This window comes from Methylorubrum podarium (assembly GCF_040270385.1).
GTDB classification, from domain to species: Bacteria; Pseudomonadota; Alphaproteobacteria; order Rhizobiales; family Beijerinckiaceae; genus Methylobacterium; species Methylobacterium podarium.
The window spans coordinates 15317-38049 of sequence record NZ_JBELQE010000093.1 but is presented as its reverse complement, the minus strand read 5'-3'; the positions used below and the strand labels follow the sequence as shown (position 1 = coordinate 38049).

At 70.9% G+C, this 22733-nt stretch carries 21 protein-coding genes and 1 pseudogene; 10 read left to right on the top strand and 12 right to left on the bottom strand.

The genetic code is table 11. The features are described 5' to 3' along the window. Positions 1-111: 111 nt before the first annotated feature. Positions 112-309: a hypothetical protein gene (locus ABS772_RS18730; protein ID WP_350396326.1), complete on the top strand. Its 198-nt coding sequence runs from the start codon at positions 112-114 to the stop codon at positions 307-309. Between the two features lie 58 nt (positions 310-367). On the opposite strand, the pseudogene ABS772_RS18725 reads toward ABS772_RS18730, so the two are convergent. The 3 genes and pseudogenes from ABS772_RS18725 to ABS772_RS18715 all read right to left on the bottom strand — a co-directional run. After that, positions 368-508 (bottom strand): annotated as a pseudogene (locus tag ABS772_RS18725) (glutaredoxin); the annotation flags it as partial. Positions 509-829: 321 nt separating this feature from the next. Further along, positions 830-1642: a hypothetical protein gene (locus ABS772_RS18720; protein WP_231343950.1), complete on the bottom strand. Its 813-nt coding sequence runs from the start codon at positions 1640-1642 to the stop codon at positions 830-832. Between the two features lie 434 nt (positions 1643-2076). Then, positions 2077-3531 carry a tyrosine-type recombinase/integrase gene (locus ABS772_RS18715; RefSeq protein WP_017484323.1) on the bottom strand — a complete coding sequence of 485 codons (1455 nt, stop codon included), beginning with the start codon at positions 3529-3531 and terminating at the stop codon, positions 2077-2079. 568 nt (positions 3532-4099) lie between these two features. Between ABS772_RS18715 and ABS772_RS18710 the strand changes: the two genes are divergently transcribed. Together ABS772_RS18710 and ABS772_RS18705 are read left to right on the top strand one after the other, a co-directional pair. Next, positions 4100-4771 carry a hypothetical protein gene (locus tag ABS772_RS18710; RefSeq protein ID WP_012455900.1) on the top strand — a complete coding sequence of 224 codons (672 nt, stop codon included), beginning with the start codon at positions 4100-4102 and terminating at the stop codon, positions 4769-4771. 1144 nt (positions 4772-5915) lie between these two features. Beyond that, the gene (locus ABS772_RS18705) at positions 5916-7046 is read left to right on the top strand and encodes a hypothetical protein (protein WP_350396325.1); all 1131 of its coding nucleotides are present in this window, start codon (positions 5916-5918) and stop codon (positions 7044-7046) included. A gap of 89 nt (positions 7047-7135) precedes the next feature. Here ABS772_RS18705 and ABS772_RS18700 read toward each other — a convergent pair whose 3' ends face one another. Next, entirely contained in the window at positions 7136-7999 is an 864-nt protein-coding gene (locus tag ABS772_RS18700) for an alpha/beta fold hydrolase (protein ID WP_350396323.1), read from the bottom strand. 197 nt (positions 8000-8196) lie between these two features. On the opposite strand from ABS772_RS18700, the gene ABS772_RS18695 reads away from it, so the two are divergent. Genes ABS772_RS18695 through ABS772_RS18685 form a run of 3 tightly spaced genes read left to right on the top strand, consistent with a single transcriptional unit; the run spans position 8197 to position 11062 of the window. Beyond that, positions 8197-9246: an iron ABC transporter substrate-binding protein gene (locus ABS772_RS18695; protein WP_350396322.1), complete on the top strand. Its 1050-nt coding sequence runs from the start codon at positions 8197-8199 to the stop codon at positions 9244-9246. Further along, complete coding sequence (locus ABS772_RS18690; protein ID WP_350396320.1) at positions 9243-10292, top strand: FecCD family ABC transporter permease; 1050 nt, start codon at positions 9243-9245, stop codon at positions 10290-10292. Before ABS772_RS18695 ends, ABS772_RS18690 begins: the two co-directional genes overlap by 4 nt. Then, positions 10289-11062, top strand: coding sequence for an ABC transporter ATP-binding protein (locus ABS772_RS18685; RefSeq protein ID WP_350396319.1), 774 nt, complete (start codon positions 10289-10291; stop codon positions 11060-11062). The genes ABS772_RS18690 and ABS772_RS18685 overlap by 4 nt, the downstream gene beginning before the upstream one ends. Positions 11063-11082: 20 nt before the next feature. Here ABS772_RS18685 and ABS772_RS18680 read toward each other — a convergent pair whose 3' ends face one another. Genes ABS772_RS18680 through ABS772_RS18665 form a run of 4 tightly spaced genes read right to left on the bottom strand, consistent with a single transcriptional unit; the run spans position 11083 to position 14354 of the window. Further along, positions 11083-11838: a molybdopterin-dependent oxidoreductase gene (locus ABS772_RS18680; RefSeq protein ID WP_238255128.1), complete on the bottom strand. Its 756-nt coding sequence runs from the start codon at positions 11836-11838 to the stop codon at positions 11083-11085. Continuing rightward, on the bottom strand, positions 11835-12557 hold the full coding sequence (locus tag ABS772_RS18675) for a cytochrome b/b6 domain-containing protein (RefSeq protein ID WP_350396318.1): 723 nt from the start codon (positions 12555-12557) through the stop codon (positions 11835-11837). The genes ABS772_RS18680 and ABS772_RS18675 overlap by 4 nt, the downstream gene beginning before the upstream one ends. A gap of 19 nt (positions 12558-12576) precedes the next feature. Further along, complete coding sequence (locus ABS772_RS18670; protein WP_350396317.1) at positions 12577-13173, bottom strand: SAM-dependent methyltransferase; 597 nt, start codon at positions 13171-13173, stop codon at positions 12577-12579. Continuing rightward, entirely contained in the window at positions 13170-14354 is a 1185-nt protein-coding gene (locus ABS772_RS18665) for an acyl-CoA dehydrogenase family protein (RefSeq protein WP_350396316.1), read from the bottom strand. Before ABS772_RS18665 ends, ABS772_RS18670 begins: the two co-directional genes overlap by 4 nt. A 265-nt stretch (positions 14355-14619) precedes the next feature. Here ABS772_RS18665 and ABS772_RS18660 point away from each other — a divergent pair, with 265 nt between their 5' ends. Genes ABS772_RS18660 through ABS772_RS18650 form a run of 3 tightly spaced genes read left to right on the top strand, consistent with a single transcriptional unit; the run spans position 14620 to position 15382 of the window. Continuing rightward, entirely contained in the window at positions 14620-14907 is a 288-nt protein-coding gene (locus tag ABS772_RS18660; protein WP_350396315.1) for a hypothetical protein, read from the top strand. A 16-nt stretch (positions 14908-14923) separates the two neighbouring features. Then, on the top strand, positions 14924-15160 hold the full coding sequence (locus ABS772_RS18655) for a basic helix-loop-helix domain-containing protein (RefSeq protein WP_350396314.1): 237 nt from the start codon (positions 14924-14926) through the stop codon (positions 15158-15160). Between the two features lie 3 nt (positions 15161-15163). Then, positions 15164-15382 (top strand): hypothetical protein, encoded by a 219-nt coding sequence (locus ABS772_RS18650; protein WP_350396313.1) that lies wholly within the window; start codon positions 15164-15166, stop codon positions 15380-15382. A 142-nt stretch (positions 15383-15524) separates the two neighbouring features. Here the strand turns inward: ABS772_RS18650 and ABS772_RS18645 are convergent, their stop codons facing one another. Then, positions 15525-16559 carry an aldo/keto reductase gene (locus ABS772_RS18645; RefSeq protein WP_238255135.1) on the bottom strand — a complete coding sequence of 345 codons (1035 nt, stop codon included), beginning with the start codon at positions 16557-16559 and terminating at the stop codon, positions 15525-15527. A gap of 385 nt (positions 16560-16944) precedes the next feature. Here ABS772_RS18645 and ABS772_RS18640 point away from each other — a divergent pair, with 385 nt between their 5' ends. Then, the gene (locus ABS772_RS18640; protein WP_350396312.1) at positions 16945-17172 is read left to right on the top strand and encodes a hypothetical protein; all 228 of its coding nucleotides are present in this window, start codon (positions 16945-16947) and stop codon (positions 17170-17172) included. A gap of 5 nt (positions 17173-17177) precedes the next feature. Here the strand turns inward: ABS772_RS18640 and ABS772_RS18635 are convergent, their stop codons facing one another. The 3 genes from ABS772_RS18635 to ABS772_RS18625 all read right to left on the bottom strand — a co-directional run bounded on the left by ABS772_RS18635 (position 17178) and on the right by ABS772_RS18625 (position 22594). Continuing rightward, positions 17178-17777, bottom strand: coding sequence for a cysteine hydrolase family protein (locus ABS772_RS18635; protein WP_350396311.1), 600 nt, complete (start codon positions 17775-17777; stop codon positions 17178-17180). Between the two features lie 271 nt (positions 17778-18048). After that, on the bottom strand, positions 18049-19323 hold the full coding sequence (locus ABS772_RS18630) for an efflux RND transporter periplasmic adaptor subunit (RefSeq protein ID WP_350396310.1): 1275 nt from the start codon (positions 19321-19323) through the stop codon (positions 18049-18051). A gap of 34 nt (positions 19324-19357) precedes the next feature. Beyond that, positions 19358-22594: an efflux RND transporter permease subunit gene (locus tag ABS772_RS18625; RefSeq protein ID WP_350396309.1), complete on the bottom strand. Its 3237-nt coding sequence runs from the start codon at positions 22592-22594 to the stop codon at positions 19358-19360. Positions 22595-22733 lie beyond the last annotated feature (139 nt).

Below are 22733 nucleotides of genomic sequence, written 5' to 3'. Positions count from 1 at the left end.
GGCCGGCGTCATCTTCCGCGACGGGACCGAGGTCACCGCGAGCCCAGATCACCGCGCCGCCTGACCGCCTCCGTCACCTAAAATCCTGCATAGCTCCGCTTCGAGGTGCGGTTGGCGACCCGCGACGGACGTCGGGTCCTGACGGCGCAGGCGGAGCGCGAGGTCGCGCTGATGGCCGAGTCGGTGATGAGGCGTTACGGCGACGACATCCTCGACGTGGGCTTTTCGGTCGCGGCCCCCGACCCGGCGGCGAGCCGGCGGATCGCCCTCTACCTCTCGACGCTGGTCAACGAACTCGACCCGGCTTGAGGTCTACGCCCCGGTTCTCGCGCGGGGCAGGTGGTTCCCAGGGTGGTGCGCAAGACACTCAACGGTGCATCGCCAGCATCCAGAAGGCCATAACGACCATCATCACGTTCTCGGTGAGCGGGACGAAGCCGAGCGGGACCTTGCTCGACCCGCCCACGCAGGCGCACTTGATGTCGCACTTGTCGAGATGGACCGCCTTTGAACACCGAGACTGAGTCTAAGCGGGCGCTGCGAGCGAGCCCCGCGGGGGTGCGGTTTCGCGACTTCGAGGCCGGGTATGAGGTTGCGCTGACCCGATACCCTGCGCGCGTGGCATCCGAGCGTCGGCCTTGACGCCCATCGCGCCCACTTGGTTGTCCCATTCGGATGCCACTTTGGGCGGGGCGCAGCGGGCGCCCGACGCAGCGTGGCCGGCTCGCGCCCCTACCGGAACCGGATCGGGCAGGGGCGGAGCGTTTCTTGAGACCGGATCGGCGGGTCAGGTGTCGACGCACGGTCGCGTAGCGGGAAGCGATTCCGGCTATCGAGGTCCGGCAGCGGATGCGCTGCCCGTCGGCCAGGATGCCGCCGGCAGTTCCGGGACGGCGTCGCGACAGGACCTGGCAATCCTCCGCATGCCCCGATCCCGCCTGTTGGAGGCGGCCGGCGATGCCGGCGTACCCAGCGCCCGTTCGATGTCGTCCAGCCGATCCGCCAGATCGGACAGGCGTCCGGCCAGGGCTTGGTCAGCCGGATGGGATGCCGGGGACATCAGGTCGGACATCGTCGCGAGTTCGACAGCGGCCGCGTCGGGAACCGCAGCGGCGACCTCAAAGGTCGCCGCCAGCAGGATCCCGATGCGTAGGGTCTCAAGCGTCGGAAGCCCGCGGTCCATGGCGGCCTTCACGGATCGGCCGGGCAAAGGCACCCGGACCGGCAGCGTCCTCGCGGCGGCTTCGGTGCCGCGTCCCTGCAGGCCATGCTTGGGCGATGCGGCAGGCCCATGAGGCCGCCCCGCCCCGAACGTCAGGAGCCACGGGCGCCGCGCGCAGCGATCGGATGCGTCCCGACGCTTCGCGCCGGACGCGAGCTCTCCGCCGGCAGCGTGACCGGCGGACCGCCTAGCGCGCCTGGCTTGCAGGGGGTCCCCTCCGGAGACCACGGCCACGTCGAGGTGGGTCCAGACGCCGCCCTCATGCAGGAAGCCGAGCGGGGCGACGAAGCCGACGTCGGCTTGGCCGCCGGCCGCGGCCCGCGCGAGCATCGCGGACATGTCCGCCCGGGATGCCGCCGCGTCCTCCATGGATGGACCGCAGGTCGGCCGCCCGATCTCGTGTCCGTCGATGACGGTCATGAACCGTCCTACGCACGCGAGCCCGCAGCTGGCCAACAGCGCGGCGTAAAGAGCGGAACCATCGTCAGAAAAGAACCCCACGACCATTGCCACCTCCGTCAGTGCACGCTCGAACCTCGCCCCCTGCGACGCTTATTTATACCATCAGTATAATACCTGCGACAAGGTGGCGGTGGCGCGGAGCCGACCCGAAGCCGTCATGAAGGTTACCGCAAACCTCCAGGATGCAGACAAATGACCTTGGGTCACGTCGCGTGGCTCGCGACGCCCAGGCGCTTGCTCCCGGGACGAGGCCATCACGCGAGGGCGACGCCGATGGGCGAGGCGAGACCCGCTGCCCGTAACGGTTCCTGGGGGGGACGGAGCAAGCCGGTCGCGCGGACGGCTGCCCGTGCGGATGCCGGATGCGCCCGACCGCCCGTCGAAACCGCGCCCTACCTGGGATGCGCCCGCGGCCTGAGGGTCATCTCATCGCGGATCGGGCTGCCGTCCAGCGGGGGCAACTTGAGCTTGGCGATGGCTCGACGCGCCGCGCGCATGTGCGGCCCCTCGCTGTATACGTCCAGGGTGATGCTGCTGCGCTTGTGCCCGACGATCGCGGAAATCATCTCGCCCGGCACCCCGGCCTGCTCCATGCGGCTGCTGAACCAGCGCCGGAAGGAGTGGAAATTCACCAGGGACCGCCGCTTGCCGGGCACCACCTCGTCGACCCCGACGCTTCGGCGGTATTCCGTGAACCGGTTCGAGGCCTTGAAGCTGCGCTCGCGCATCGAGTCGGCCTTCTTGACGGGGGGCCATTCCGGAAAAAGGTCGTCCTCGGGCTGCTTGCCGGCCGTTCGCCGGGCGACGAGTTCCGCCAGGTCGGCATGGATCGGGACGTAGCGGGCCGACGCCTCCTGCTTCTGAGGCTTGAACAGGAAGCAATTGTACGCCGTGTCGCGGACCTTCAGGTCGACGATGGCGTCGAGCCGCGCCCCGGTCAGCGCCCCGATCAGCATCAGGTCTCGCAGCTTCGGCGGGGCGGGCCCGCGGAGCAGGTCCGCGAGTTCACTGTCCTTGAAGGGCCTCTCCTTCTGGTCGTGCTTCTCCTTCGGGCCCTTGAGGCGGACGTTGGCGAACACGTTGCCCGACACGGCCGCCGTCCTCGGCACCATCCACTGCCAGTAGCCGGAGAGCCGGCCGATGTACTTGTTGAGCGTCACGTGGTGGAGGCCGGTCATCTCGACCAGCGCGTCGGCGAAGGCGTGCGCGCGCCTCACGTCGATCTCCTGAAGCGTGGCCGGGATGCGCTCGCGCTTGCACCATTCCTGCAGGAAACGCAGCGCGCGGGCGTCGTCCGCCCGGGTCCGGTCCTTGACGAAGAGCTGCTTGCGGTAGTCCTCGTGCATCAGGTCGACGGGAGTCGCCCGACCGTGCGAGATCGCCGAGAAGAGCATGGCCTTCTCGGTCTGCTCGGGAAGCGCCTCCTCGACCTCGTTCGGACCTTCCTCGGGATCTTCGACCCTGACCCAACGCGCGTCCTTCCAGCGGATCTCCGCATGGCGCTCGTAGACCGCCTCCTGAAACTCCTGCCAATCCTCGGCACTGCCGTTCCGCTTGAGTTCCTCGGCGACCTTCGAGAACTCAACGGCGATCTTCATGTCGTCCACGCCGGGGCGCCCCACCGCCTCCATGGCCTCCGCGATCCGCCGCTTGAAGCGCTCCACGTGCTTCCTCTTGAGCACGTTCGCCTCCCTGAGGCTGTCCGTGCCGAGATTGTGCACGAGCTTCGTGGCCCCGAGGGCGCGCCGCACCGGTACCGGAACCGAGACCGTGACCCGCCACGTACCGCCGTGCAATTCCAGGTAAGCCTTCTTCGGGTCGGGCGTGCGGGCCAAGACGTACTCCATGCGGAGCCCAGCGCGGCGACGCTTCACTCCTGCCAAGCGGGATGCCGGGCACCTCAGACAGTCAATCGTCGGTCCGCTGCAGTGTCGATGATGGGGCGAGTACCTTGATCCAACACTAACGCGTCGTGCTGCTGCCAACCGGCTCCGCCCCGGTCCCCAAGCCGGTCGCCGTGCTAGTCGTGGGCGAATAATTATACCGTAGATAAGAAACGATGGCCACCGCCCGGCGCGCAGCTAGGACCGATGCGCGTCGGCGAGAGCGAGCTCATGTCACTTCATGCCCAGCGAGATGCAGGGCCGATGACACGACCGGACCGTCATGCCGGTGCTTTGCTCCCTTTTGGCAGGACGCATCACGCGCCGAGGGGCGCCTCATACACCGGGATATGGATGTGGGTTTCTCCGGAAGCCTCGCGACCGTGCCGACGCGGGTATGCAGCAGCGCCCACAGGGTCCGAGTCCGGTTACGCGCTCTCAACCACGCCATCGTTTTTGCGGCGCGGGTAGCCTGGGCGTTCACGACTGCGAGTCTTGTTCCGTGCACCCTGTTCGCAACTTGGGGGGATACATGGACCAGCGGCTCCTGGCACAGCTAACCGGAATGGCCAACAAGCACGCTCAGGCGTTGAACGCCTTACCCGTTCGGGAACGCATGGAATACATGCGCTCGCTCGTCGGGTCGGCTGACTGTGCCTGGGCCGTGTTCCCGGACGGGGAGGGATCGGGCGTCCCGCACGTGATCCTCGTCAAGGGGAAGCGCGTGGGCCGGCGTATGGAGAAGTCCGGCCGCCTCAAGGGGAAGGTGACCGCGGTTCCATGCATCGACCGCTTCATGGCGGAGGCGTTGAACGATGCCTTCGGCGACGGGTCCACCACCTTGCCAGGAACTGCGCAACCCTCTCCTGAAGTCGCGGCCTTGCTGCGTGCGAACACGACCGAGATGCGCCGCCTTGTCGATGAGGCGAACCGAAACGGCGATCTCGTGAGGGACGGAAAGGTGACCGTGGAAGACCTTTTCCTCCGGGCCGACGTGGTGCACGCGGTCTGGTCGGACCCATCCTCTCCCGGTGGCGTCGGCAAGATGCTGGCCAAGGGCGAAGGCCGGCTCATGCTCATCAGCCAGGGCACCAAGGGCGTTCCCACCAGAACCGTGGCCCTCCGGTTCCTCGACCGCGTCCAGGCCGAGCAAGCTTGGCTCATTTACGGCGACGGACGCGGCGCGATGAGCCAGGCATCCTGAACCGGCCTTCGCGTTCGGCTTCACCCGTAGTCGCGGGCGAGCGGCGTGGCATTGCCGACCCGGGGTCACACGGGCCATCGGCACATGGGCTTGCGGTTCTCGCCGGGGACGACGGAGGCGGCATGACCTGCACGCGCCCGGGATCGAGGACGGTCGGCAGGCTTCGCGGTCTGCCACCCTCCTCAGGCGGACGAACGACGGCGCTGTCGCAACCCAAGAACGGTCCGATCAGGCCGGGGCGGTGAAACGCGTCGAACGGACCCCTGCCGTATCACGGACCGCGAACGCGCATGCTCCAAGGCAGAACAGGCACGCCGGCGAAGGCCGCTCCCTTGACCCGTGCGGCGCTTCGCACGAGGGCGAGGCTGTCCCTACACACGAACACGTCGATGCGTTGTTCCGGGGTGGGGCTCTCGAAGCGTCGCCGCTCCGGCATCCGAGCTGGATGGAACCACGACGGACCGGGTCGAGCATGACCGCGGGATCTGGCGGCGAAGGCCGCTGATCCCCATCCGAGGCGGGGAACCCCTGGCGGTGGTAGGACGAGGCCCAAGGATCCATAAATCCCATGGCCCTCCCAAGCCATCTCCCGACAAGTCACGGAGGGGAAAGAGTATTTTTCCAGTTCAATGGCTTAGCTCCGACCGGGGTAACGGTCCCCTCAGCTCCACCAGGTTTTCCCGGCGCGGAAAACCGAATGGTGGCACGGGCTTGGCGGATCAGCCGCCCTATCTTTCAGACTTTCCGTCGACCCCGAACCGGTTCTTAGGCCGCACCCGTTCCGGTTGCGCGCGGCAAGCCGGGCCGTTCGTCGCGGGCGAGGCTTGAGCCGTCCCGGATTGGCCGTCGGCAGGGCGCTCCGTGCGGTCCCGGGTCCGATCGTTTCACGGCCTTGGCCGGACCGGCGCGGCAGCTGATTTTGGCCCCTCACCGCAACGACGGAGCGCATAGCGCTCGACGTAGGAGCCGCGGCGCAAGACGAAGCGCCTTCAGCCAAGCCATGATCCAATTGATACAGCCAAGCTTGTTCACATAAGTCAATCGACTGGCATCCGCGCGGAGTTTTTCTATTCTCACGCTTTTTCGCAGAACCCTTTCGACACTCGCGACGTTTTGAGGCGTCTCAAGTTTCGGAGGGAACGCCATGAAGACGATTGCGATAGGTCTTGCCGCGCTGCTGATGAGCACCTCGGTCTACGCTCAGAGCGCGGCCACGGGTGGGTCCGAGCGCGGCGGCATGCGGGCCGGCGCCGAGCAGTCCGGTGGCCAGTCCGGGATGTCGGGCGGCGCGCGCGGCGGCATGGAAGCCAGGGGCGGCGAGGCGAGAGGCGGCGAAGCCCGCGGGGGCGGAAGCGCCATGGGCGCCGAGCGCAGCGCCGCGCGGGGCGATCAGGACCGGGGTTCGGCCGGCCGGGGCGACGCGAACCGCGGCGACATGGCGCGCGGCGAGCGCGGCGCGGAGCGCGGCCTGGAAGGCCGGTCCGGGCGTGACAGCGCCGAGCGCGGCGAGCGGAGCGACACGGTCCGCGGCAGCGCCCGCGCCGAGCGGAGCGACCGGTTCCACGATCGCAGCCACGACCGCACCCATGTCAGCAGCCGCACCGACGTGCGCTCCACCACCGTCGAGGGCGGCTATCGCCGCGAGGGCCGCTACGTCTTCATCGGCGGCCAGCGCGTCGTGTACGGCTCGCCCGAGTATCGCCGCCTGATCGTCACCGAGCGCCGCAGCAGCGGTCCGCGCCGCTACGTCACCATCCGCGGCCAGCGGGTGATCTACGGCTCGCCGGAATACCGCCGCCTCGTCAGCGTCGGCGAGACGCGCCGCTACGTGACGATCCGCGGCCAGCGGGTGATCTACGGCTCGCCCGAGTACCGCCGCCTCTCCACCACCGTCTCGACCACCGAGCGTCGCGGCGGCACGGTCAACGCCGGCTTCCGCGAGCGCAGCGAGGTCCGCGGATCGGAGACCCGCACCGACCTGCGCAGCCGCAGCAGCGAGACGCGCGGCAGCGAGCGCAACGAGATGCGCAACGACATGCGCGCCTCCGACCAGACCCGCGGGGGCGAGCGCGGCGGCCGCGCCATGGAGCAGGGCCGCGGCGGCGAGGGCATGCGCAATGTCGGCATGCGCGGCGAGGGCAACGAGCGCGGCGGCGTCCGCAACGCCTCCGAGCAGGGCGGCGGCGGCATGGGCAACACGGGCGGCGGCAACCGCGGCGGGATGGAATCCGGTTCGCGCGGCGGCTCCCAGGGCGGCGGCGGCATGAGCCGCTGATCGCCACGTCCCCTCGCGGGATTCCAAAGGGATCATCCCTTTGGCGGGGTGCCGGGGCAGAGCCCCGGCATTTTCGTTGCGGCTCCAGTCTACGACCGCAAAAAGTCGATCAGCGCCGCGTTGACCGCCTCCGGCGCGTCGTGCTGCACCCAGTGGGTCGCCTGCGGGAAACGCTGCAGGCGGCCCCGCTCGCACAGGGCCAGACTCGCCTCGGCGAGGCCCGTCTGGAGCGCCTGGTCGCGCTCGCCCCACAGGATCAGCGTCGGCGCCGCGATCCGCGGCGGGTGCCGCTCACGGGGCAACTGGGCGAGCGCCCGGTACCAGTTCAGCATCGCCGTGACCGCGCCGGGGCGCAGCCATTCCCGCGCGTAGCGGCCGAGGTCGGCCTCGCCGAAGGTGCCGGGCCGGCTCGAGCCCCGCATCAGGGCCCGCAGGAGGCGGCCCCGGCGCGCCGTCAGCAGCCGTTCGGGCAGCAGGGGAAGCTGGAAGAAGCCGGCATAGGCGCTTCGCAGGGCCTGCCCCGGATGGCGTCGGAGATAGGGGCCGAACACGCCCGGATGGCAGGCGTTGAGCGCGGCGAGCCGCACGACCCGCTCGGGGTGGAAGCTCGCCACCCAGAACGCGACGAGCCCGCCCCAATCGTGCCCGACGAGGTTGAAGCGCGTGAGCCCGCAGGCGTCGGCGAGGGCGATCACGTCCCCGGCGAGCCGGTCGAGATGGTAGGCGGCGATGCCCTTGGGCCGGTCGCTCAGGCCGTAGCCGCGCTGGTCGGGGATGAGGAGGCGCAGGCCGCTCCCCGCGAGCGGCTCGATCTGGTGCCGCCAGCCGAACCAGAATTCGGGAAAGCCGTGCAGCAGGATCGTCGGCGCCCCGTCCGCCGGCCCCGCCTCGGCGAGGTGCAGGCGCAGACCCTTCAGGTCGATGTGGCGGTGGCTGACGGTCGGATCGGGCATCGTTCGAGGCGGACTCGCGGACAGGTCGACGGAGGGGTCGATCGGGATATCGATGCTCGGCCAACCCGAGAGGGCCGGCGCGGTTCGGGTGCGGACGCTGATCCCTGTCGTGCCGCGTCTTTTCGGACAAGCCGGCGGCCACCTTTCGGGACGATGCTCTATAGATAGCCTCCGATCACGGGAGACGCCCTTCCCCGATGCCGCTGCTCCGCTGCCTTCTCGCGCTCGCCTGCCTGTGGCCGGCCCTGCTGTGGTCCTGCCTCGCGGCGGCCCGGCCCTTCACCGACGCCGCCGGGCGGCGGGTCGAGGTGCCGGAGCGGGTGACCCGGGTGCTCGCCGCCGGCCCGCCGGCGGCGGTGCTGCTCTCCACCCTGGCGCCCGACCGGATGATCGGCTGGCCGCGCGCGCCGAGCCCGGAGGAGCGGGCGTTCCTCGCCCCGGCGCTCCGCGACCTGCCCGCCACCGGTCGGCTGACCGGGCGGGGCGGCAGCGCCAATGTCGAGGCGGTGCTGGCGCTCAAGCCCGACCTCATCGTCGATGTCGGCAGCACGGCGGCGACCTACGCCTCCCTTGCCGACCGGGTGCAGGCGCAGACCGGCATTCCGTACGTGCTGCTCGACGGGAGCTTCAAGGCGACCCCCGAGACCTACCGGACGCTGGGCGCGCTCATCGGCGCACCGGAGGAGGGCGAGGCCCTCGCGGCGGAGGCGGAAAAGATCCTGAAGAATGTGGCCGAGGCGGTGGCGGCGGTGCCCGAGGAGAAGCGCCCGCGGGTCTATTACGGGCGCGGTCCCCGCGGGCTGGAGACGGGTCTGTCCGGCTCGATCAACACCGAGATCATCGAGGCGGCGGGCGGGCGCAACGTGGCGGGGCCCGGCGCGGGCGGGCTCGCCGCCGTCTCGCCCGAGCAGGTGCTGGTCTGGAACCCGGACGTGATCATCGCCCTCGATCCGGATTTCCCAAAGCTCGCCGCCGCCGACCCGCTCTGGAGCGGGCTGAAGGCGGTGCGCGAGGGCCGCGTCCACGCCGTCCCGACGCTGCCCTTCGGCTGGGTCGACGCGCCACCGGGGGTCAACCGCCTGATCGGCCTGCGCTGGCTCGCCGGCCTGTTCTTCCCCGAGCAGTTCCCGCAGACCTTGGGCGACGCCGTGCGCGACTTCTACCGGCGCTTCTACCGGGTCGAACTCACGCCGGAGCAGCTCGACCGCCTCCTGCGCGACGCCGCCGGGCCGGGGCCGACCCGGTGAGCGAGGCCGCGAGCGCCGCCCGAGCCCGGCCCGCGCGGCGGCTCGGCCTCTCCCTGGCGGTGCTGGCACCTCTCGCACTGATCCTCCTCGTGCTGGTGTCGCTGGGCATCGGCCGCTACCCCGTGCCGCTCGCCGACGTGTTCTCGGTGCTCGTCGCGAAGGCTTTCGGGCAAGCGAGCGCGCTCGACCCCGCCGTCCAGACCGTGGTGCTGAACGTGCGTCTGCCGCGGGTGTTCGGGGCGCTCGTGGTCGGGGCCGGGCTCGCGGCGGCGGGGGCGACCTATCAGGGGCTGTTCCGCAACCCCCTCGTCTCGCCGGACATCCTCGGCGTCTCGGCGGGGGCGAGCCTCGGCGCGGTGCTCGGCATCGTGCTCGCCCTGCCGGTGGCGGCGATCCAGGGGCTCGCCTTCGCCGGCGGGCTCGCCGCGGTCGGCGCCGTCTACGCCGTCGGGCTCGCGGTGCGCCGGCACGATCCGGTGCTGACCCTGGTGCTCGCGGGCGTCGCCGTCGGCGCCCTGCTCGGCGCCGGCATCTCGCTGCTCAAGGTGCTCGCCGACCCCTACAACCAGCTTCCCGCCATCACCTTCTGGCTGCTCGGAAGCCTTGCCTCCGTCACCGCGGGCGACATCGCGGCGATCCTGCCGGCGATGGGGCTCGGCCTCGTCCCCCTGGTGCTGCTGCGCTGGCGCGTGAACCTGATGAGCCTCGGCGACGAGGAGGCGCGGGCGCTCGGGCTCGAGACGCGCCGGCTCCGCCCGATCCTGGTGGCGGGCGCGACGCTGGTGACCGCCGCCGCGGTCTCGGTGACGGGGGTGATCGGCTGGATCGGGCTGATCGTGCCGCACGTCGCCCGCCTGCTGGTCGGGCCCGACTTCCGCCGCCTGCTGCCGGCCTCGATGCTGCTCGGGGCCGGCTACCTCACCGCGGTCGATCTCCTGGCCCGAACGGTCGCCAGCATCGAGGTGCCGCTCGGCATCCTGACGGCCCTCGTCGGCGCGCCGTTCTTCCTCTGGCTGCTGGCCGCGGGCAAGCGGGGCTGGGCATGATCCTGGAGGCCCGTGACCTCGCCTTCGGCTACGGCGCCCGCGCGGTCGGCGCCGGCGTCAACTTGACGATCGAGGGCAGCGAGACGCTCTGCCTGCTCGGGCCGAACGGCGGCGGCAAGACCACGCTGTTCAAGACCCTGCTCGGGCTGCTGCGGCCGCTCGCCGGAAGCGTCCTCCTGGACGGCACCGACCTGTCGGAATTGCCGCGCCGCGAAATCGCGAAGACGATCGCCTACGTGCCGCAGGCGCACGCCGCCTTCTTCCCCTTCACCGTCCGCGAGGTGGTGGTGATGGGCCGCGCCAGCCGGCTTCCCGCCTTCGCGAGCCCCGGCCCGGCCGACCGCGCGGCGGCCGAGCGGGCGCTGGCGACCTTGGGCATCGGCCACTTGGCCGAGCGGATCTACACCGAGATCAGCGGCGGCGAGCGCCAGCTCGCGCTGATCGCCCGCGCGCTCGCGGGCGAGCCGCGGCTCCTGGTGATGGACGAGCCGACGGCGAGCCTCGATTTCGGGAACCAAGCGCGGGTGCTGACCCAGGTGCGGCGCCTCTCGGAGGCCGGCATCGCCGTCGTGCTCTCGACCCACGATCCCGGCCACGCCTTCCTCTGCGCCGACCGGGTCGCGCTGCTGCACGGCGGCCGCCTCGTGGCGCTGGGGCCGCCGGCCGAGACGGTGACGCCGGACGCCTTGCGGCTCCTCTACGGCGTCGAGGTCGCGGTGGTGCCGCTGCCGGGGCAGGGCCGGGCGGTCTGCACGCCGCTGATCGGGTGAGGGGGTTTCACGCGGATCGCTCAGATCCCCGCGTACCAGGAAAATCCCATCTCCGAGACCATGCTGCCCCGGCCCTGGCCGAGCCCGTCGACCCGGTCGGTGGCCTCGATGCTGGCGAGGTATTTCAGCGACTTGTAGCCGAGCTGGCGCTCCACCCGCAGGCGCACCGGGGCGCCGTGGGCCACCGGCAGGTCGTTGCCGTTCATGCCGTAGGCGAGGATCGTCTGCGGGTGCAGGGCGTCGAACAGGTCGTAGCTGTCCCACCAGCCGTCCACGCTGCGGATGACGATGAAGCGCGCCTCGCGCTTCAGCCCGACGCTCGCCAGCACGTGCGAGAGCGGCACCCCGGTCCAGCCGCCGATGGCCGACCAGCCCTGCTCGCAGCTGTGCAGCGTCACCTGCGTGCGGGCGGGCATCGCCCTCAGCTCGGCGAGGGTGAAGGCGGCGGGCCGCTCCACGAGGCCGCTCACCGGCAGGCGCCAGTCGGCGAACCCAACCGCCTTCGAGCGGCGGTAGGCGGCATCGTCCGGGTCGGTGGTGTTGATGGTGGGAAACACCGCCGAGATCGCCTCCGGCCCGAATTCCCGCACCAGCGGCTGGTCGCGCAACAGGAAGCGCTGCGTCGCGAGGGTCAGGGTGTCGCTCAGGCCGTAGAGGCCCGGCCGGCGCGGGCCGTTCTCGATCAGCTCGCAGCCGCCCAAGAAACCGCCCAAGGAGCCGCCGAGCCCGAGCGCCGAGGAGCCGAGGATCAGCCTGCGGCGCGTGAGATCGCTCATCGCGGATCCTCCCCTGAATTCGCTCGACCGAGCTCGGTCCGGGCGGAGCGCCCGGTGATCATGCCCCGCATCAGGTCGAGCGGCCCGTTGGCGAGGACCTGCCAGATGTGGATGAGGAGGAAGCCGACGAGGAGCGCCGCCGACAGGAAGTGGATCGTGCGCGCCGATTGCCGGCCGCCGAACAGGGTGAACAGCTCCGGATAGGCCGCCGTGACGCCGGGCGACATGGTGAGCCCCGAGAGCAGCATCACCGGCCCGAGCACGAGGATGACGCCGAGATAGGCAAGTTTCTGGAGCACGTTGTAGCGGCCCGCCGCGCCCGGTCCCCTGAGATGCAGGTGGGCGCGGATGTCGGCCGCGACGTGCCGGGGCCGGAGCTGGTCGCGGTCGGGGGCGAGGCGGCGCAGGAGATGTCCGCTCACGAGCGCGATCAGCAGGTAGAGCGCGCCGTTGAGCACGAAGATCCAGGCGGCGAGGAAGTGGAGGTTGCGGCCCCAGCCGGTCTGTTCGAGGTTCACCGGCAGCGGCAGCACGATCCAGGCCGGGGCGTCGTTGGCGCCGGTCTCGCCCCAGAACAGCCGGGGCAGGGCGAGCAGGATGGCGAAGCCGCTGACGAGGAGGGCCAGGAAGGCAGCGGTGTTGACCCAGTGGGTCAGGCGCACCCAGAGCGGGTGGCGCCGGACGGCCTTTTCCGAACACGCCGTCATCGCCTCCGTCATCGTACCGGCATCGTACTGGTCATCGCGTGTCCGCCCGCCGCAGCACGTCGAGGCGGTAGGCCTCTGTGCGCGCGCCGGGCAGCACCCGGCAGAACGGGGCCGTGCCCGCGATGAAGCTCTCCGCCGCCGCGTCGCCGGAGAGGGGATAGTCCGTCTCCCCGAGCCAGTGCACGAGCAGGCAGTCGCCCCCCGGCACCAAACTCGCCTCGACCCGCGCGACGAGCCGCGCCAGATCCGGCGCGCTCAGGAAGTACAGCACCTCGCCGAAGACGATGAGGTCGAACCGTCCCTCCGGCCAGACCTCCGGCACCGCGCCGCGGACGAAGCCGACCTGCGGGTACTCCGCGCAGCGCGCCCGCGCGGCGTCGAGCGCGGCCTGCGCGATGTCGAGGCCGGTCAGCGCCCCGCAGCGGGGAGCGAGCGCCCGGGTGAAGACGCCGATCGAGCAGCCGACCTCCAGGGCGTTCCCGTAGCGCGCCCGCGGCAGGGCCTGCAGCGTCGCGGCGTATTTCTCGGCCTCGTAGGCGCTGGAGGTGAAGCGCCAGGGATCGGGATCGGAGGCGTAGATCTCCGCGAAGTAGCGCTCCGGCAGCGTCTCGGTCCGCCGGCCGCTCATCCCACCGCCTCCACCTCTGCCTCTACCTCGGCCTCTGAAGCGCGCGGGGCGGGAGCCGGCTCCTCGGGCCACAGGGCGTGGAACGGCTCGTCGGCGGCCAGCGCGTGCGCGGCCATGCCGGTCAGGGCGAAATCCGGGGCCGGCTGGCGCAGATAGGTCGCGAGATCGCGCATCAGGCGCTCCAGGGGATGGCTCTCGAGGAAACCCGCGAGGCCGACGGAGCGCTGCGCCAGGGCGATCACGTCGAGCCCCGCCTGCTCGACCGCCGCGCGGGCGAGATTGACGTAGGCGATGACCCGCTCGGGCGGTCCGTCCTCGGCGGCGGCGATCCGGGCGGCGCGGGCGACGAGCAGCCGGCTCGTCTCAGCCGCGACCATGGCCTGCCCGAACCGGGCCTGCTGGTGGGGGTCCTCCGCCCGGCCGGTGGCGGCGAGATGCGCCCGGTGCGTCTCGACCACCGCCTCGATCCCGCCGAGCTGGACCGCCAGGAAGCGCCACGCCCCGGCGAAGAAGAAGGGCTGGCGCCCGTAATCGTCGGGCGCGCCGATCACCTCGCCGTCGCGGGGGCCGAGCCCGGAGAAATCGACCGTGCCGGTGGCGGAGGCGCGCATGCCGTGGGCGCGCCAAGCCGACAGGTCGGCCCGCTCGCCGGGCTCCAGGCGCATCACCAGCATCAGCCGGCGTCCGTCGGCGAGCCGCGCCGTCACCAGCGGGCGGGTGACGAAACCCGCCCCCGAGGCGTAGCTCTTGGCGCCGTGAAGGCGGCCCGCCTTGTCGCGGACGAGGCCGCCCTCGGCCGGCTCGGTGTTCCAGACACCGAAGAGATGCCCCTGCGCCGCGTCGCGGGCGAGCCGCCCGACGACGGCGGCGTCGGCGTAGCGCAGCACCAGGGCGAGCGCGTTGACGTGCCCCTCGTAGAGCCGTCCGACCGCGAGGTCGTCGCGGCCGGTCTGCGTCAGCAGCGCCCGCAGATCGTCCACGCGGGCCGGATCGCACAGGCCGCGGCCGCCGAGCGCCTCGGGCAGGGGGGCAGCCAGCAGCCCGGTCCGGCGCAGCCGGGCGATGGCCCGGGCGGGGAAGCCGCCATGCGCATCCTCCGCGCCGTCGCCCGGCGCGTCGCCCAACCCCTGCCGAGGTGCCGCAGGAAACCGCGCGGGGGAGAGGAGCGAGTGGGGCGACAACAGCGGCTCGGGGTTTGATGCTTGGTGGACATCTCCCCGAGCGGCACCGGAGTTCCGGCCGGGAGCCCCGGCCCGCGGGTGGGCTGCCGGCGTCACGGGGACGCCGAGGAGGAAAGGAAATCTAGAGCCCGATGCGCGTCTTCCCATGCGGCGCAGTGGCAGCCGCCCGGGCTTGTCCCCGGCGGCGGCGGAACCGCGGGGCGCCTCACCGGCGTTCCCGTCTTCAGCCGGACCGCGGAGGTGGTCGAGACATCCGGAGGGGACGATGGCGGACGACACCGAGCGGCTCGGCCTCCTGATGGGCGTGTTCGAGCTGGCGCTCACCCGCCTGTTCGAGGCGAGCCCCGGGGGAGGGCGGGCGCGCGACCTGTTCGTGGAGGACGTGCGGCGGCTCCTCGCCGACACCCGCGAGCTTCAGGGGGATTCCCCGGCGGTTCAGACCTACGAGGCGCTGCTGCGGCGTCTCGGCGCCACCCGTCCCGGCGACGCGGACGGGCTCGGCGTCGTCCCGACGCCGGAGCAGGGCGTGCCGCCGGTCGGATCGGGCGTGTAGGCGGAGGACAGACAGCGTGAGCGAGACCGAACACGAGACCGATCCGTCCGCGGAACCGAAGCTCGCCGGCATCCTGACCTTCCCGCCGGAGGTCGTGGCGGCCCTGGACGAGCATTGCGCGGTCGAGCGCCTGCCGCGGGACCGGGCGATCTGCGAGATCGTCGCCGAGTATCTGCGCGTCAAGGGCTACCTGCGGGCGCGTCCGGTGCGCGCGCATCACGCGCCCCAGGGCGAGCGGCCGGAGGGCCTTTAGACCATGGCGACCTCGTTCAAGGGCCTCTTCCTCTGCCCGCCGAAGCAGCCGCGCCCGAGCCATGTCCGGGTCCAGGACGGGGAGGGCGGCGAGACCACCCTGCCGCTGGAGGAGTACGAGGCCCGCGCCGGCCAGCCGCCCTGGCAGAGCCTGCCCTGGCAGGGCGAGCCAAGCCCCGTGCCGGACGACGGCGACAAGCACGGCCCCGAGATCAGCATGTGAAGACGGCTCGGCCCGAGCGGTGGAGCACCGTTGTCATTGCGAGGCGGAGCCGAAGCAATCCAGGGCGCCGCCCTGTCCGGAAAGGTCGCGCTCTGGATCGCTTCGCTGCCGCTCGCGATGACGGAGACCGGATCGCGTCGCCTCACCACGCCGTCGGCTTCGGGTTCCGCTCGTCGAAGCCGGTCTGGTGCCAGTAGGGGTAGATCGGGTTTTCCCGGCTCGCCGCGTCGAGGCGGGCGATCTGGTCCTCGGTCAGCGACCAGCCGACCGCGCCGAGATTCTGCTTCAGCTGCTCCTCGTTGCGGGCGCCGATGACGATGTTGCACACGGTCGGGCGGGTCAGCAGCCAGTTCAGCGCCACCTGCGGCACCGTCCGGCCGGTCTCGGCGGCGACCGCGTCGAGGGCGTCGACCACGTCGTAGAGATAGTCGTCGGAGACGGTGGGACCGCCCTCCGCGCCGGCCGCCGTGGCGAGGCGCCCGCCCGAGGCCGCCTGCCCCCGCCGGATCTTTCCCGTGAGCCGGCCCCAGCCGAGCGGGCTCCACACCATCAGGCCGACGCCCTGGTCGAGGCCGAGCGGCATCAGCTCCCACTCGTAGTGGCGGCCGATCAGCGAGTAGTAGCCCTGATAGACGACGTAGCGGGCGAGCCCGTACCGCTCCGAGGTCGCCAGCGCCTTCATCAGCTGCCAGCCGGAAAAGTTCGAGGCGCCGATATAGCCGATCTTGCCGGCGCGGGTGAGGTCGTCGAGCGCCCGCAGGGTCTCCTCGACGGGGGTCAGCGCGTCGAAGCCGTGCATGAAGTAGACGTCGATATGGTCGGTCTGGAGCCGCTTCAGACTGGCCTCGCAGGCGCGGATCAGGTGGTGGCGCGACGAGCCGACCGCGTTGACGTCCTCGCCGACCCGGAACGTCGCCTTGGTCGAGATCAGCAGCCTGTCGCGGCGGCCCTTGATCGCCTCGCCGAGGATCTTTTCCGAGTCGCCGCTCGAATAGAGGTCGGCGGTGTCGAGGAAGTTGACGCCCGCATCGAGGCAGAGGTCGATCAGGCGGCTCGCCTCCTTCACGCCGGTGCTGCCCCAGTTCTGGAAGAACGCGTCGGTGCCGCCGAAGGTGGCCGTGCCGAGGCTGAGCACCGGCACCTTGAGGCCCGAGCGTCCGAACTGCCGGTATTCCATTGGCTCTCTCCGCTGTGGCTGTCCGGAGCGGCCCCGCGAGGCCGCCCACCGCCGTCTGACTCTCACAAGACCCCCGCAGCGCCGTCGCGGCCGAAGAGGACGCGACCGGTGACCGGGCGCTTCGTGAGGCACTCTGAGGGGCCCGGCGCGCCCCGGCAATCCCGTGGGAGAGCGGGAGCCCTGCGGGTCCGGAATGGCGCCGCTGCCATCGTGCCGCCACCGGGCGCCCGCGGTTCCGCCACCGAAAGGGGCAAGTTCCGCAAAGACTTCGTCAACCAAGAGCCACTATTAAAGCTCAAGTTTTACGGAACCCGCCCCCGGGACGAACCTTTTCATCGCGCCCGGCGGCACCGTCGCCAGCCGGCATCAGCATCGGGATGTATCCGTGAGTTTCACCGTCAGCGCCGGCACCGCCTCGCGGGTCTATTCCTGGCAGCACGGCTCCCTGCTGAGCGCCCTGGAACAGGGCCTGTCGCTGACCACCTCCGGCCTGAGCGACGTCCGCATCGTCGATTCGGAGGGCCGCAGCCACAGCCCGGCCGCGCTCTACCAGCGGATGTTCGGGCCGCGGCCGGCGGACGAGGCCGCCCAGCCCCGCGCCCGCGCGGCCTGATCCCCCTATCCGCGGATCGCCGCCGCGTCCGGCGCCACCACCGCGAACAGGTCGCTCAAGCTGGCGAGGCTCGCGGCCTGGAGGGCGGCGGCGGGAACGGTCGCGCCGTCCGGTCCCGGCAGGGCGCGGGTGGCGGTGGCCGAGGCCACCACGGTCGGGCGGAAGCCGAGGGTGAAGGCGCTGCGCGCGGTCGAGTTGATGCACATATGCGTCATGAAGCCCGCCAGGATCAGGTCCTTGACGCCCGCCGCCTCCAGCTGCGCCTGAAGGTCGGTGCCGGCGAAGGAACTCGGATAGGCCTTGGTGATGACCGGCTCGCCCGCCCGCGGCGCGACCTCGTCGCTGATCTGGCCGATGGCGGCGGTGACGTCGTAGGGCGAGCCCGGCCCGGCATCGTGGCGCACGTGGAAGACCGGGATGCCGGCGTGGCGCGCCCGCTCCAGCAGCGTCCGCGCCTCGCGGATCGCCGGCTCGACGCCCTCCAGGCGCATCACGCCCTCGCGGTAGGTGTTCTGCAGGTCGATCATCACCAGCGCCGCGCCCGGGAGGGCGGCGGGCTCCGGCGGCAGACCGGACAGGCTGCGGAGGGTCTTGAGGTCGCTCATGGCTGAAGCCTTTTCGTCGGCGCGTTTCCGGACGGGATGTGAGCCGAGCGGGGCGGCCCGCGCAACCCGCCGATAAGGCCAACGGACGGCACCGGGGCGATCCCATCCACCGCCCTCATCCTGAGGTGCCCGCGCCAGCGGGCCTCGAAGGATCCTCCAGATCCCGCGCGAATCCTGGAGGATCCTTCGAGGCCTCCGCTGCGCTCCGGCACCTCAGGATGAGGCGTGCCTGGGAGCGGCGCCATCACCCAATCGACGCCGACAAAAAACCTTATCGCTGCGCGGCCTGCATCGGCTTGTCCGTCTTCGGCTGTTGCGGGGCGATGCGCCCGCCGTCCTTGAGGTCGGCGGGCGGGCTCAGCACGAGGCGCTCGCCGCCCGAGAGGCCCTTGTCGACCTCGACCAGAGTGCCCTTGTCGCGGGCGACATGGACGTCGACCCAGGTGACGCGGTCGTCCTCGCGGGCCACCGCGACGCGGGTGCCGGACTGGTTGAACACCAGGGCCTCGGCCGGCACCGCCACCGTGGTGCCGCCGGTGCGCGGGATCGCCAGGGTCACGTAGACGTAGAGGCCGGGCCGCAGGGTGCGGTCGGGGTTCGGCACGTCGACCTGGGTCGTGAGCGTGCGCGAGGAGGCGAGCAGGGCGACCGAGCTGCGCTCGACCTCGCCGGAGAAGCTGCGGTCCGGCATCTGCGGCACCTTGATCCGGGCGGCGATGCCCGGCTGCACGCCGACCGCCGCGTTCTGCGGCACGTTGACCGAGATGCGCAGCACGTCGTCCCGGTCCATCGACAGGAGCGGCGTGCCCGAGCCGGCATCGGCCTGGACGAGGTCGCCGACATCGACGTTGCGGGTGGTGATCACGCCGTCGAAGGGCGCAGTGACGATCTCGAAGCCGGTCAGCGCCTTGAGGCGGCCGACGGTCGCCTGCTGCGCCTTGATGTTGGCCTCCGCCACCTTCACGTCGGCCTCGGCCGAGGCGAGGTTGGCCTGCTGCGACAGCACGCCGGCCTGGGTGTTGTCGGCGTTCTGCTTCGAGGCCCAGCCCTGGCCGGCGAGGGTCGAGGTGCGCGAGTTGGTGACCTGGGCGAGGTTCACGTTGGCCCGCGCCTGATCGACCATGGCCTTGGCCCGCAGGAGCTGCGCCTCGAGCTGGCCGAGCTGCGCCTCGGCCTGGGCGAGCTGCTGGTCGAGGTCGGGGGCGGCGATGCGCAGGAGCACGTCGCCCTTCTTCACCCGCGAGCCGAGATCGACGTGGCGCTCGGCGATGTAGCCGGTGGCGCGGGCGTAGATCCGCGCGGTGGCGAAGGGCTCGGTCTGGCCCGGCAGGGTCAGCTCGATCGGCCCGTCGAGGCGCTTGGCCTCCTCGGTGCGGACCTTCGGCACGAACTCGATCTGCTTGGCGCGCGTCGCCTCGGCCCGGGCCGCCCGCTGCCAGTGGCCGTAGCCGCCATAGGCCACGAGGCCCGCGGCGATCAGCCCGGCCAGCACGAAGCCGCCCTTGCCCGGTGGCGGCGGAATTTTTTTGTCCTCGCCCTCGGTCACGGGCACTTCCTCCGGTCGGGTCGGGCGGACGTCATCAGATATAATCCTCGAGCGGCTTGGCCTCGCCCCGCCGCAGCAGGCTGTAGAGGAACGGCACGAACAGCAGCGTCGAGGGGGTGCCGAGCGCGAGGCCGCCCATCACCGCCCGCGCCAGCGCCGCGTTCTGCTCGCCGCCCTCGCCGGTGCCGATCGCCATCGGCACCAGCCCCAGGAACATCGCGCTCGCCGTCATCAGCACCGGCCGCAGCCGGGTCTCGCCCGCGACGATGGCCGCCTCGCGGGCCGAACAGCCGGTGGCCTCCCGGTGTTCCTTGGCGAAGGTCACGAGCAGGATCGAGTTGGCCGAGGCGATGCCCACCGACATGATCGCCCCGAACAGCGACGGAATCGAGAAGGCGGTGTTCGTGATGAACAGGCTCGCGACGATGCCGCAGAAGGCGACCGGCAGGGCGGCCAGCACCACGAAGGGATCGCCCCAGCTCTGGTAGTTCACCGCCATCAGCAGGTAGACCGCGATCAGCGCGATGCCGAGGCCGACCTCCATCCGGAAGAAGGCGGCGCGCATGTTCTCGATCTGCCCGCGCACGGTGATCTTGTCGGGGGCCGGCAGCGCCTTCTGCTCCTCCAGGACGATCCGGTCGATGTCGCGGGCGACCGAGCCCAGGTCGCGGTCCTGCACCGCGGCGTAGACGTTGAAGGTCGGCTGCGTGTTGACGTGGTTGATCACCGTCTGCGTCGGCTGGCGGGTGATCGTGGCGATGCTCGACAGCAGCGTCAGCGCCCCCGGCCCATTGCCGGCCGCCGCGCTGGCGCGGGCGAAGAGCGGGGTGTTCTGCAGCGCGGTGAGCGAGGCGTTGCGGTATTCCGGCGTCTGGACCCAGAGCTGGTAGGGGATGCCGGTCTTCGGGTCGGTCCAGAAGTTCGGGTTCACCTGGAAGGAGCCCGACAGCGACACGTTGAGGCTCTGGGCCACCTGCTGCTGCGTCAGGCCGAGCTCGGCCGCGAGCCGCCGGTCGACATCGACGAAGAATTGCGGCGTGTCGACGATCTGGTGCAGGTGCACGTCGACGAGGCCGGGCGTCTCCTTGAGCCGCGCCTCGATGCGCCGGGCGACCTCGAGATCCTTGACGGTGTTGCGTCCCGAGACCTGCACGTCGATCTGCGCGATGACGCCGAAATTGAGGATCTGCGTGATGATGTCCGAGGGCTGGAAGTAGACGATCATGTCGGGGAAGCGCTCGCGCAGGGTCTCGCGCAGGCGGCGCTGGTACTCGGCGACCGGTCCGTGCTCGTCCTTCAGGTCGATCAGCATCTGGCCGTCGTTGTAGGAGACGAACGAGCCGTCGGAGAAGGCGAAGTTGTAGTTGTTCGACGGGATGCCGATGTTGTCGAGGATCTGGTCGATCTCGCCCTCGGGGATCACCTCGCGCACCACCTTCTCCACCTCGGCGAAGGTCTGCTCGGCGGTCTCGATGCGCATGCCCGGCCGGGTGCGCAGGTGCAGGGTCATCTGGCTCGATTCGACCTGCGGGAAGTAGTCCTGCCCCGTGAAGACGAAGAGCCCGCCGGTGCCGGCGAACAGCAGGGCGACGGTCGTCACCGTCACGACGGGATGGCGCAGCACCGCGTGCAGCAATCCGACATAGCCGCGGTGGAAGCGCGCGAACCGCGCCTCGAAGCCGCGGCGGAAGGCGCCGGCCAGCCGGAAGACCGGCGCGAGCAGCCAGCCCAGCGCCCGCTCGATCCGGCCCCGGCGCGGGGCGTCCTCCTCACCGCCGTGGTGCTGGAGGTACTCGCGGGCCACCAGCACGTCGATCAGCACCGGCACCAGGGTGCGGGTCAGCAGGTAGGAGGTCAGCATCGCGAACACGACCGCGAGCGCCTGCGGCGTGAACAGGAATTTCGGGGTGTCGGTCAGCGCGAAGACCGAGACGAAGGCGGCGCAGATCGACAGGGTCGAGATCAGCGCCGGCTTGGCGATGCCCGCCGCGCCCTCGACCACGGCGTTGCGGAACGGCTTGCCCTCCTCGAACAGGCGGTAGGTGTTCTCGATCGCCACCGTCACGTCGTCGACGAGGATGCCGACCGCGAGCGCGAGGCCGCCCAGCGTCATCACGTTGATGGTGTGGCCGAGCGCGGCGAGCAGCGCCAGCGAGGTCATGAGGCATAAGGGGATCGAGACGAGCACGATCAGGGTCGAGCGCCACGAGCCGAGGAACAGCAGGATGGTCAGACCCGTGAGGCAGGCGGCGATGACGGCCTCGTGCCAGACCCCTTCGATGGCGTTCGAGACGAAGACCGACTGGTCGAAGAGCGGCTTGATCTCCATGCCCTCGGGCGCCGCCGCGCGGATGTCGGGGAGCGCCGCCTTGACGTTGTTGACGACGTCCAGGGTCGAGGCGGTGCCGTTCTTCAAGACCCGCATCAGCACCGAGGCGGCGCCGTCGGCCCGCACCACGTTGACCTGCGGCGGGCCGCCGTCGCGGACATAGGCGACGTCGCGCACCAGCACCGGCTGGCCGTTGACCACTTTGATCGGGATCTCGTTGAGCGCCGCGATCGCGTCCGGCGTCGCGTTCATCTGCACCGGGTATTGCTGCTCGCCGATCTTGGTCAGCCCCGAGGGGATGGTCAGATTCTGCGAGGTCACCGCGTTGGTGACCTCGAGCGGCGTCATCCCGAGCGCCTGGAGCGCGTGCAGGTCGAGATCGACCATGACCTGGCGCGGGGCGCCGCCGAAGGGGGAGGGCAGGGTCGAGCCCGGCACCTGGGTCAGGCGCTGGCGGATGCGGTACTGGGCGTAGTCGTAGACCTTGTTGAGGCTGTCCTTGGCCGAGGTGAGCGCGAGCTGGATCACCGGCACCGAGGAGGCGGAGAAGCGCACGATGACCGGCGGCTGCACGCCGGGCGGCATCAGCGCGCGGATCGAGTTCGTCGAGGAGACGACCTGGGCGATGGCCAGATCGATGCTGACGCTCTGGTCGAAATAGATCTTCATCACCGACGTGCCCTGGAGGCTGGTCGATTCCATCCGGGCGATGTTGTTGACGTTGTTGGAGATTCCGAACTCGGAATAGGTCGTGATCCGCTTCTCCATCTCCGGCGCGGACAGGCCCGTATAGGTCCAGACCACGACGACGACGGGGATGTCGACGGCGGGCAGCACGTCCTTGGGAGTCACGACGACCGCGCCCGCCCCGCCCAGCATCATCAGCACGGCAAGCACGTAGGTCGTGATGCGGAACTTGAGGGCGTACTGGACGAGTCCCATGGGTCTCCGGTCGATGTCCGGTCAGAGTGCCTCGCGAAGCGCCCGAGAGACACGCCGCCTGCCGGGGCCGCGGGCGGGATCGATCATGCGGATACCGCACGACACTGTTTCTGTTCTATGTCCGATTGCGGCCGGAAAC